Source organism: Mammaliicoccus sp. H-M34, assembly GCF_022386495.1.
GTDB lineage: Bacteria > Bacillota > Bacilli > Staphylococcales > Staphylococcaceae > Mammaliicoccus > Mammaliicoccus fleurettii.
Map to the genome: position 1 here is coordinate 20364 of NZ_JAJNIK010000013.1, position 10134 is coordinate 30497.

The window sequence follows — 10134 nt, forward strand, 5'->3', positions numbered from 1 at the left end:
TTTTCATCCCCTTTAATTAAACGCCAGAATAAGCCATAAATCCTCCATCAACAGGTACAGTTATGCCATTGACAAAAGAAGAGTATTCTTTGTCTAATAACCATAAAGTTGTACCAATTAGTGCTTCTGGTTCTCCAAATTTGCCTAATGGCGTTTGGCTAATAATTTTATTTGAACGTTCAGTTAAACTACCATCTTCGTTCAAAAGTAAATCTTTATTTTGTTCAGTTAAGAAAAATCCTGGTGCTATCGCATTAACTCGAATATCTTCTTCTGCAAAATAAACTGCTAACCATTGAGTGAAATTATTAATAGCTGCTTTTGCAGCACTATATGCTGGTACTTTAGTCATTGGTGAATAAGCACTCATCGATGAAAAATTAATAATTCCTGCATGTTCTGATTTCAATAATTCTTCTCCAAACACTTTTGCTGCAACAAATGAACCTATAAAATTATTGTTAAACACTTGTTCGAATCCACTTTTTTCTAAGCTAAAAAAGTTTTTCTTATCATTTGAATCATACGATTCACCTTCAGTTATGGCATCTGGATGATTTCCGCCCGCTCCATTTATTAAATAGTCTATATGTCCATAATCTGCTAAGATTGCTTCTCTTGCTCTAATTAAATCTTCTTCATTTGTGACATCTACTGAATAATTATTTGCAGTTCCACCTTCTTGTTTAATTTCTTTTACAATTTTCACTCCATTTTCAAATGTACGATTTAAAATTGCAATTTTCATACCTTGTTTTGCTAATGCCTTTGCTAATGTACGACATAGTACACCGCTTCCCCCAGTAATTACGATAACTTTATTTTTTAAGTTTTCATGTTTACTAAACATTACTTTCACCTTCTTTTTCAAGTTGATATGCGTCCCAAAGCCCATTAAGATACATAATGCCTAATGCTCTGTCATATAAACCGTATCCTGGGCGACATTCTTCTTTCCATAAGTGTCTTCCGTGATCCGGTCGAATATACCCCTTATAATCAGAATCTGATAAATGTTTCATAATTTGTTTGATATCTATATCCCCATCTTCAGTGTAATGCGATGTTTCAACAAAACTGCCATCATCTGAAATATGAACATTTCTAATATGCATAAATGGCGCGTGCTCATGATATTTCTCTGCTATTTTAGCCATATCATTCTTCTTAGAAGCTCCCATTGAACCAGTACATAAAGTTATAGCGTTATTAGGACTGTCATTGATTTCAAACATTCTTTCATAACTTTCTGCTCCTGTAATAATACGAGGTAAATTAAATATAGAAAATGGTGGATCATCTGGGTGAATTGCCATTTTTATACCACAACGTTCAGCAGTTGGCATGATAGCATTTATGAAATAACTAAAGTTTTCCCAAAGCTGTTCTTCATCCACTTTTTTATAAGCCTCAAATAATTCAGAAATTTGATCAAGCTTTTCTTTTTCCCACCCTGGCATCGTTAAATTATTACTAGCACTCGAAACCGTTTCAATCAATTCGCTAGGATCTAAACTTTTCACTTTTTCATAATCAAAATATAAAGCTGTAGAACCATCTTCAAGTGGATGGAACATATCAGTTCTTGTCCAGTCAAATATTGGCATAAAGTTGTAGCAAATTATTTCCACACCATATTCAGCTAAATTCTCTATAGTTTTTTTATAATTTTCTATAAGTTGGTCACGTTCACTATTACCTAATTTTATTGATTCATGAACATTTACACTTTCGACAACTTTAGCATTAAATCCATGTGATTCTATATATTCAACTTCTTCTTTTATTTCTTCTTTATCCCATACGGCACCAACTGGCTTCTCATGCAAAGCCCATACTATACCTGTTGTGTTAGGTATTTGTTTGATCTCCTCTAATGAAATCGTATCGTTATTTCTTCCATACCAACGAAATGTCATTTCCATTGTTTTCATCTCCTCTGTTTAATTGAAATTGATAATTGCCTTTTTAACTTGGTCAGGATGTTCATCTATGAATCGAAATGCTTCTTTTACTTGATTCAAATTATACTGATGAGTAACTAAATCAAAATCATCAAATTTATGTTGTTCCATATTTTCAATTACATCCTTAAATTTATAAGTTTGTAATCTTGAACCTACAATTGTTAATTCATTTTTAGTAATTGGCATTTGGGTTATATTTGCTGGTTTTTCATCAAAACCTAAAACAACAACCCTTCCTGCAGCGGAGGCAACATCAATACTTAACTCAAAAGTTTTTGGCATACAAACCGCATCGATTGATACATTGACACCTTCACCGTCTGTTAATTTAATAATTTCTTCGACTAAGTCTAAGTTTTGTACATTTATCACAACATCAGCACCTTGTTTTTTAGCATAATCTAATCTTGATTGATCTAAATCAGCTATATATACCGTTACATCTTTCAACTTAGCGTATTTTAGAATACACAAACCTATCGGACCTGCACCTTGAATTAGTAATGTATCTCCATCTTGTAAATCTCCTCTACTCGTTGATTGTGCTCCTATTGTTAGTGGCTCAATTAAAACACTCTTTTCAAAAGGAATATCATGCTGAACTTTATGTAACTGTTTCTCATTAACCGTAAAGAACTCTCTCATTCCCCCGTCTTCATGAACACCAAATACCACTAAGTTTTGACATACATTTTGCCTGTTCTTTTTACATGCATAACATTCACCACATGGCGTTATAGGTTCAACAACTACATGGTCCCCAACATTTAATTCAGACTTTCCATGAACTTCTTCTACGACTCCCACTACTTCATGACCTACTACTCTTGGTAATGTAGCTAATGGATTAGTTCCATGTAAAATGTGTCTATCCGAACCACATATACCAACTTTTTTAGTTCGGACTAATATATTCTTTTTTTCATCAGGTACAGGTTTTTCTATTTCTTCTATAACAATTTCGTTTTCACCTATTACTCTAGCTGCTTTCATTTTTCACACTCCCTTTATCTCAAAATTAGCTTTTCTTCATTCAAAAATTTTTCTACTTGCTCTAAGTATGGTAGGCCTTCATTATCACCTAATACTTCAGTCACCATTCCACCTACAGCATTTGCAAAAACCACTCTCTTTTCAGCATCATAGCCTCTGCTCATTGCATATAAATAACCGCTAGCAAAGCCATCTCCTGCCCCTACAGTATCTATGGGGTTAACATTAAACACTTCTTTATCAAATTTTTTGTCCTTACTTACATACTGTGTTGATAAATGCCCACGCTTCACAATAATTTCATCCAGATGACATTCTTCTAATAATGAAATTATGTTTTCAAATGGAGTAGCAATTTTCAAAACTTCAAGTTCATCATCACTAGTGAGCAAAATATCCGCATAAGGTAGTAGCTCGCCTAAAATAGCACTTGCTGTTTCTTTATCCCAAGTTTTAAGTCGGATGTTTGGATCTAAGCTGATTTTGACATCGTGTGCACGTGCTTTTTTCATCAATGATTTAATAAGATCAATTTTATGATGTAGCAATGCAACAAATACGCCACTAACATGAAAATAATCAAACTCACCAAAATCTATATTTTCAAGATTGTCTTGAGTAATTTCCTTAATAGGGGCGTCATCTCTGTAATAAAATGAGGCTCCGCTTCCATCTGCATTAATTTGCTTAAAATATACTGAAGTAGACTTTTGTTTAACTTTATCGATTGATTCTGTATCAATTCCTTCTCCTCTTAATACATTGATAATATGTTGTCCGAATTCATCCTCTCCTACTTTTGAATAAAATGTAGTATCAAGCCCCAATCTACTAGCACCAATTGCTACATTTAATTCTGCACCACCAATTGTCCTTTCAAATGTATGGTTAAATCTTAATGGCCCTTTATTTTTAGGATTCATCGCAATCATTGAATCCCCTATTGTGAATAATTTCATCATTTCCACTCACTTTCGTTTATTTCTATAAGCGTCTACATAAGATTTTGCTTTTTCAGATATTACTTCATAATTATTTCCAGTGAATTCTTTTGTTAAATCACTTCCTACACCAACTGCAAACGAACCTTTTTCAATCCAATCTGAAATATTTTCTAAATTGACTCCTCCTGAAGGCATTAATTCAACATTTGGTACTGGTCCTTTAATATCCTTAATAAAACTTGAACCCAAATGTCCACCAGGGAAAAGCTTTACTAAATCTGAACCATAACGTAATGCTTCAATAATTTCGGATGCACTACTACATCCTGGTAAATAAGGTATGGAATATACATTGCATATCTTAGATATTTCAGTATCTAAATGAGGACTTACAATATACTGAGCACCTTTACTTATTGCAATACGAGCTGTAGTAGCATCTAACACTGTTCCTGCACCCAAAACGATGTCACTTCCATACTCTTTATTGATTCTTTCAATGACAGATACTGCGTTTGGCACAGTAAATGTAACCTCTATATTTTTAAATCCACCTCTTATTATTTCGTCGATAATCTTGTTCGTTTCACTTTCGTTAATACCTCTTACTACTGCTACTAAATAATTTTCATGTAACTGTTTCAATATTTTATATTTTTTCAAAATTTACCTCCGTTCCACATTATGATACAATGTATTGTATAGTGATATTAAGTATTATTATAACGCTAATGTAAACGTTGTCAATTGTTTATTTAATAATAAAAAACTACAAAATATTACAATATCTGTGATATATTTTTAATAAAGAGGTGATTAATATGGCTTCAAACGTGCAATCGATTGATCGTGCTTTAAATATTTTAGAAATCATTTCAGAGCAAGAACAAATTTCTTTGAAAGGATTAGTAGAAGCTACTGGATTATCAAAAGCAACAGTTCATCGTCTTGTAAATTCATTAATTACTAATGGATATGTACAACAAGAGCCTTTAACTAATCAATATCAAATTACTTTTAAGATGTTCCAATTAGGAAACAAACGTGTACAAAATATTGATTTCTTAAATGTTGCTAAAAGCATGATTAGTCAATTGATGACAACAGTAAGTGAAACTTGTCATTTAGTTGTAGAGGATAATAATGAGGTAGTCTATATTGATAAATTTATTCCGAGTAACAACAATCGTTCAATGGCATCTAAAATTGGCAAACGTGCCCCAATGTATTGTACAGCTGTAGGTAAATCCATTCTTTCAACTTATGATAATGAAAAGATACAAGAAATTTGGAATCAATCTGATATCGTTAAATTGACTGAAAATACTATAACTGACTACAACCAATTTATAGATGAAATAGCAATAATACGAGAACAAGGCTATTCTGTAGATAATGAAGAAAATGAAAAAGGCATATATTGTGTGAGCACATACTTCGTTAACTATCGTAATGAAGTGCAAGGTGCAATTAGTTTATCTTTCCCTACAACTGAACTGCACAAAAAAGATTTTTTTGTAGAAGAATTAAAAACATGTGCACTGAAAATTTCCAGATTGCTTGGTTATCAATAAAAATATCCCCAAATCCAGTTTGTAACAAAAGTAGCTTAAATAAAAAGTTAAACTTTTTATTTAAGCTACTTTCTCTAAGGCAAGATTTCTGTATTCTACAGGAGTCTTGTCTTTTAAATTTTCTTATCTCCGTAGAATAATGTAATAGTTTATATAATTAATTGATGAAAAATTAGTTTTCGGATATTTTGGGTTTCAACCGCCTATCATTACGAGAAAATCCAAAGTAAAATACGGACTAGGTATTTCCTTAATGGTAACTAATATAAAAATAAGAGCAGAAATTCCATTTTATCAATGAAATTCTGCTCTTATTAAAATTCTAATCTTCAACTAATATTTTTATTTAACTTCTATTTAAGTATTATAGCTACCCTTGCTCACACTTCTCTCGACTTGTGTAAATATAGCTAGCCTATGATAAGAGGCTGGGACAACGAAATCTTGTCATAAAATCAGGTTTCTACCCTACGCTCTTTATTCATTCTATTGTTTTGAGAATAATTGATCGTCTTTTGGTTGGTTTTCTAAATATACAATTTTCCCATTTGCATCTAATCTTGCAATATCTTTACCTTCTTGGGTGTAAACGCCTGTTTCATATCTATTACCACAAATTGCCCATTGTGTTTCGAAACTGCCGTCTTCGTTTTCTGTCCAACCGTTATGCATATGTTTCAAGTCTTTGTTTGTTGTATATACACTTTTTACAAACTGTTTCCAAGCTTCTTTACCTTTAAATGTCTTATTATTCAATACAAATTCAATATCATCACTAAATAATGCATTTAACTTCTGAAAACTTTCTTCACTATATCTTGATTCATCAAATAATTTAAAATAATCATCTAATATATTCATTAATTCACCTTCTTTATACTCGATTATATCTTGCATAACCTTGAAGTTAAATTATATTGTCTTATTACTTAAATAACAAAAAAGAAGAAAACGATTAAACAGATAAACAATAATAAGACACTTGAAAAGAATATCCAACCTTTATTTCTATCAGATTGATTCTTCTCTTTTTTGGATAAAAATGAATATATCATACCATCTTTCCCCATTAATATTACGATTGAATACGCCAAGAAAATGAATGTAATTATAGCTAAAATAATAAATAATATATACATTTATAACACCTCTCTCTTTATTCGAGTGAACCTTACTTTCTATCTATGATAATGTATATAGTTACTATACACTCAATCAAACTTACTACAAATAGACTTTTTGAGAGGTTTCATATGGTTAAGTATATTTTAAGAGATAAACCAGCTTGATTGAACGTTAGGACTTAATACATTAGCATCTACGTTTTGATCAAGTTCTTCTGAATAATAACTGTCTGTATATTGCCATAGTACATGTTCTCTTTCTGGCTGTGTTTCTTGATAAGCTGCTAACCAATATCCGTCATATGATTGTACTGCTGTTGCTGTATTATTGAGCATAAAGTCTTCATATGAATATAATAGGACTTTTTTATCTCCTGAATACTTTCTCATTTCTTCTAACCATGCTTGTGTACTTTCATCAGATGTGCCTGAAGTTACAGTTTCTTCTTCGTAGTCATTAATGTAGAAGCTTGCGTTCGGTGCTCTATTATATAATGATTTTGCTTCTGTTCGTGCATCACTCGCATTTTCGTACATGCTATATGAATACACACCATATTTCATATTATTTGCTTCTAATAATTTGGAGTTTGTTGCAAAAGTTGCATCTTTATAATCTGATCCATACTGTGCCCTTAATATAATAAAGTCATAATTTGCTTTTAAATTCTTTACTTGTGCAGAGGTTAGTTCACCTTGCCATTCTGATAAATCTAGTATTGAATCTTCTTTAGGAACGACTGCCGCTTCTTTTGTTTCTTGGCTTTTTCTATGTTGTGTATCTTGTTTATTTTCTATGTATTTCTTATAACCATTCCCCATTGTACCTGCTTCTTTTGATGCTTCAGCAATTTTTGAGGGTGCATTTACAATAAAAATCAATAAGGTTATAGCTACGACGATGCGTACAAATCTACTAAACATTAAAATACTCCTTTGTGTATTACTGAAAAATTATTCCATGTTATCTATTATAGGATTACCGTTCTTGTCTAATAATGGTGTTAAACTGCTACCAGTTCCTACCCAAGCGTGAACATAATTAACGCCTGTTTCACGATCAACTACAACAGTAAATCTACCTAAAGATTTAATATTTTCTTTAGATTTCACATAAAATCTTTCGTCTTCGTTCTTATTACCAAACATATCATTCACTCCTTTTCTCCTGTAATGGTATAATACTTGCCGATATATTGAAATGATAGGAGAAGATTTTTATGAAAATTATAAACACTTTTGACGAATTAAATGAAAAAATTAATGCCCATACGTTCACTTTGATATATGTTTCTAGTGAAAATTGTTCTGTATGTAAAGCTGATCATCCAATTGTGCAAAAAATGGCTGAAAATTATCAAATCCCAGCATATGAAATAGTCGCTAATCAAGTTCCTGAAGCAGTTGGACAATTAAACTTATTCACGTCACCCGTAGTCATGCTTTTTTACAATCAAAAAGAAGTCCACCGACAAGCCCGAATAATAGACTTTGATGAACTTCAATATCGTATTGAACAAATAAATAATTTATAAAGTTAATTTACTATTGTATAAAAATCAATTCTCGTTACAACACCATTTTCATCTGATGTGAAGGCAATTTTGTAACCATTTAAATTATAAGAATATTGGCCTTCTATACTACGAGGACTTCCAGTTTTAGAATAATCCATACCATAAGATTCTCTAACATCATCTATAGATAAATTAAATTGTTCAGCGTTCGTCGGTTGTGCGTTTGCATCTAAACCATAATTACTATAGACATTTAAATTTTGATCATATAAGTTAATATTTTTCGCTTCGCCTTGATGTTCTTTTGCGTAATTTTCATGTGCAGGTGTTTCATAACCGTTTAAAGTGAAATTACCTGATTCGAATCCTTTTTTGAAAGTATCTGTTATAAAGAATCCAGGGTCGTAACTAACATATCCATTATAATAAGAAGTATAAGGTTGAGACGCTTCGCTTTCCATATTACCATTGCTTGCTGCATCCACTGTATTCCCGCTGCTAGCTGCACCTACTGTAAATACTGTCGCTAATGCTAAACCGCTTGAAACAAAAATCTTTGAAAATTTGTTCATTCGATCTCTCTCCCTTTTTATAGATTATGTATCTAAAGACGATACACCTACATCCTACTATATTGAATTTCAATTACAAGGGGTAGAATAATAAACATTTATTGTATTTTTATACTTTTGTTTAAAAGTATTACGTTTTAGTAATAACCTTAAAATAAGTTTGAATTCCTAAAAATATAATAATGCCAACTAATAATATTAACCAAACAACATTAAACTCGCCTGTCGTAAATTTCGTATATAAATTATAAATAACTAAAGCAAATATAAAATACACTACAGTATACTTAGAAGCGATAAATACATGTTGTCTTTCCATTTCATCTTGCTTCTTCAAAATAATCTTCCTTTCATTTAAGAGAATAATTCATCTACAGTTACATCAAACACTTTTGCTAATTTGAAAGCTAGTGCCAATGTAGGATCATATTTATCATTTTCAATAGCATTAATCGTTTGTCTCGTCACTTTTACATTTTTACTTAACGTATCCTGTGACATTCCCATTTGCTTTCGATATTCCCGTATTTTATTCTTCACAACTTACCTACTCTCAACTGTATTTCTTCTTTACTATTAAAACATTAATTGCATATATAATGCCTAACAAAACAATAAAAAGTATTTCAGGATTTTGAGTGAAGACATTCTGTGCATTCCCATTTAAGCCAGAAAGTTTAATCGCTATATAGGACATGATAATCAAGAACATATAACCAAACGTGTTAGACAGTATTTCGAGTCTTATTCTCAATTGCCTTTCATCCAGTCTTTGCTCTTTTTTAAATTCTTTAGTATTAATTGCTATATATTTATAGTAAACCGTCCACATGACTAATGTAATAATAATAAAAAGTAACCATTTCAAAACCATCAAAATTGCACCTCCAAATGTCAAAAGTTTTTTACATTTATTAGTCTAACATCTGAGATAAACATGTCAAATACTTTTTACATTTAGAGTGTTGATGGATATAAAGCAGATACTACTGTTTTTATGTTCAGGCTATAGTAGAGTGTGCTTTGGAGATGTGCGTTATAAGCAGATTTCGGACCGCTATTTTTATTTATCGGTCCGTATTTCTCATTTCTGGATCGCTATTTATTTTTATCGGTCCGTATTTCACGTTTCTGGACCGCTATTTATTTTTATCGGTCTGTATTTCGCGTTTCTGGACCGGTAATTTTATTTATCGGCCCGTATTTCGCGTTTCTGGACCGATATTTTATTTTATCGGTCCGTATTTTCCATTTTCGGGTCGCTATTTATTTTTATCGGCCTGTATTTTCCATTTTCGGGTCGCTATTTTATTTTATCGGCCTGTATTTTCCATTTTCGGGTCGCTATTTTATTTTATCGGCCTGTATTTTCCATTTTCGGGTCGCTATTTTATTTTATCGGCCTGTATTTTCCATTTTCGGGTCGCTATTTTATTTTATCGG

General features: G+C 31.6%; 15 protein-coding genes. 2 read left to right on the forward strand and 13 right to left on the reverse strand.

All coding sequences use genetic code 11. The features are described 5' to 3' along the window. Positions 1–16: 16 nt before the first annotated feature. The 5 genes from LQ608_RS11980 to LQ608_RS12000 are packed head-to-tail and all read right to left on the reverse strand — an operon-like array spanning position 17 to position 4567. Positions 17–850 (reverse strand): SDR family oxidoreductase, encoded by an 834-nt coding sequence (locus LQ608_RS11980; protein WP_239752125.1) that lies wholly within the window; start codon positions 848–850, stop codon positions 17–19. Beyond that, a complete protein-coding gene (uxuA, locus tag LQ608_RS11985; RefSeq protein WP_239752128.1) occupies positions 843–1925 on the reverse strand; it encodes a mannonate dehydratase in 1083 nt (360 codons plus the stop codon). Before uxuA ends, LQ608_RS11980 begins: the two co-directional genes overlap by 8 nt. 18 nt (positions 1926–1943) lie before the next feature. Continuing rightward, positions 1944–2960 carry a zinc-binding dehydrogenase gene (locus LQ608_RS11990; RefSeq protein ID WP_239752129.1) on the reverse strand — a complete coding sequence of 339 codons (1017 nt, stop codon included), beginning with the start codon at positions 2958–2960 and terminating at the stop codon, positions 1944–1946. A 14-nt stretch (positions 2961–2974) separates the two neighbouring features. Next, positions 2975–3922: a sugar kinase gene (locus LQ608_RS11995; protein WP_239752131.1), complete on the reverse strand. Its 948-nt coding sequence runs from the start codon at positions 3920–3922 to the stop codon at positions 2975–2977. A 6-nt stretch (positions 3923–3928) separates the two neighbouring features. Next, positions 3929–4567 (reverse strand): bifunctional 2-keto-4-hydroxyglutarate aldolase/2-keto-3-deoxy-6-phosphogluconate aldolase, encoded by a 639-nt coding sequence (locus tag LQ608_RS12000; protein WP_239752132.1) that lies wholly within the window; start codon positions 4565–4567, stop codon positions 3929–3931. Between the two features lie 158 nt (positions 4568–4725). Between LQ608_RS12000 and LQ608_RS12005 the strand changes: the two genes are divergently transcribed. Continuing rightward, positions 4726–5478 carry an IclR family transcriptional regulator gene (locus LQ608_RS12005; protein WP_239752133.1) on the forward strand — a complete coding sequence of 251 codons (753 nt, stop codon included), beginning with the start codon at positions 4726–4728 and terminating at the stop codon, positions 5476–5478. A gap of 486 nt (positions 5479–5964) precedes the next feature. Here the strand turns inward: LQ608_RS12005 and LQ608_RS12010 are convergent, their stop codons facing one another. The 4 genes from LQ608_RS12010 to LQ608_RS12025 all read right to left on the reverse strand — a co-directional run bounded on the left by LQ608_RS12010 (position 5965) and on the right by LQ608_RS12025 (position 7751). Further along, complete coding sequence (locus LQ608_RS12010; protein WP_239752134.1) at positions 5965–6339, reverse strand: nuclear transport factor 2-like protein; 375 nt, start codon at positions 6337–6339, stop codon at positions 5965–5967. 68 nt (positions 6340–6407) lie between these two features. Further along, on the reverse strand, positions 6408–6617 hold the full coding sequence (locus LQ608_RS12015) for a hypothetical protein (protein ID WP_078358326.1): 210 nt from the start codon (positions 6615–6617) through the stop codon (positions 6408–6410). Between the two features lie 129 nt (positions 6618–6746). Continuing rightward, positions 6747–7526, reverse strand: a complete 780-nt coding sequence (locus LQ608_RS12020) for a GH25 family lysozyme (protein ID WP_239752135.1) — start codon at positions 7524–7526, stop codon at positions 6747–6749. Between the two features lie 30 nt (positions 7527–7556). Beyond that, positions 7557–7751: a DUF6440 family protein gene (locus LQ608_RS12025; RefSeq protein WP_239752136.1), complete on the reverse strand. Its 195-nt coding sequence runs from the start codon at positions 7749–7751 to the stop codon at positions 7557–7559. A 71-nt stretch (positions 7752–7822) separates the two neighbouring features. Here LQ608_RS12025 and LQ608_RS12030 point away from each other — a divergent pair, with 71 nt between their 5' ends. Next, a complete protein-coding gene (locus tag LQ608_RS12030) occupies positions 7823–8137 on the forward strand; it encodes a thioredoxin family protein (protein ID WP_107509395.1) in 315 nt (104 codons plus the stop codon). A 2-nt stretch (positions 8138–8139) separates the two neighbouring features. On the opposite strand, the gene isaB is transcribed toward LQ608_RS12030, so the two are convergent. The 4 genes from isaB to LQ608_RS12050 all read right to left on the reverse strand — a co-directional run bounded on the left by isaB (position 8140) and on the right by LQ608_RS12050 (position 9565). Beyond that, positions 8140–8691 carry an immunodominant staphylococcal antigen IsaB family protein gene (isaB, locus tag LQ608_RS12035; RefSeq protein WP_239752137.1) on the reverse strand — a complete coding sequence of 184 codons (552 nt, stop codon included), beginning with the start codon at positions 8689–8691 and terminating at the stop codon, positions 8140–8142. 130 nt (positions 8692–8821) lie between these two features. Continuing rightward, the gene (locus LQ608_RS12040) at positions 8822–9028 is read right to left on the reverse strand and encodes a hypothetical protein (RefSeq protein ID WP_237687724.1); all 207 of its coding nucleotides are present in this window, start codon (positions 9026–9028) and stop codon (positions 8822–8824) included. 17 nt (positions 9029–9045) lie between these two features. Then, positions 9046–9231, reverse strand: coding sequence for a helix-turn-helix transcriptional regulator (locus LQ608_RS12045; RefSeq protein WP_078358596.1), 186 nt, complete (start codon positions 9229–9231; stop codon positions 9046–9048). A 13-nt stretch (positions 9232–9244) separates the two neighbouring features. Beyond that, on the reverse strand, positions 9245–9565 hold the full coding sequence (locus LQ608_RS12050; RefSeq protein ID WP_239752142.1) for a hypothetical protein: 321 nt from the start codon (positions 9563–9565) through the stop codon (positions 9245–9247). Positions 9566–10134: the final 569 nt, after the last annotated feature.

Coding starts and splice junctions, on each gene's coding strand:
- isaB (WP_239752137.1), bottom strand. CDS start 8,691: ATGAACAAATTTTCAAAGATTTTTGTTTCAAGCGGTTTAGCATTAGCG.
- LQ608_RS11990 (WP_239752129.1), bottom strand. CDS start 2,960: ATGAAAGCAGCTAGAGTAATAGGTGAAAACGAAATTGTTATAGAAGAA.
- LQ608_RS12015 (WP_078358326.1), bottom strand. CDS start 6,617: ATGTATATATTATTTATTATTTTAGCTATAATTACATTCATTTTCTTG.
- uxuA (WP_239752128.1), bottom strand. CDS start 1,925: ATGGAAATGACATTTCGTTGGTATGGAAGAAATAACGATACGATTTCA.
- LQ608_RS12025 (WP_239752136.1), bottom strand. CDS start 7,751: ATGTTTGGTAATAAGAACGAAGACGAAAGATTTTATGTGAAATCTAAA.
- LQ608_RS11980 (WP_239752125.1), bottom strand. CDS start 850: ATGTTTAGTAAACATGAAAACTTAAAAAATAAAGTTATCGTAATTACT.
- LQ608_RS12030 (WP_107509395.1), top strand. CDS start 7,823: ATGAAAATTATAAACACTTTTGACGAATTAAATGAAAAAATTAATGCC.
- LQ608_RS12005 (WP_239752133.1), top strand. CDS start 4,726: ATGGCTTCAAACGTGCAATCGATTGATCGTGCTTTAAATATTTTAGAA.
- LQ608_RS12010 (WP_239752134.1), bottom strand. CDS start 6,339: ATGAATATATTAGATGATTATTTTAAATTATTTGATGAATCAAGATAT.
- LQ608_RS12020 (WP_239752135.1), bottom strand. CDS start 7,526: ATGTTTAGTAGATTTGTACGCATCGTCGTAGCTATAACCTTATTGATT.
- LQ608_RS12050 (WP_239752142.1), bottom strand. CDS start 9,565: ATGGTTTTGAAATGGTTACTTTTTATTATTATTACATTAGTCATGTGG.
- LQ608_RS11995 (WP_239752131.1), bottom strand. CDS start 3,922: ATGATGAAATTATTCACAATAGGGGATTCAATGATTGCGATGAATCCT.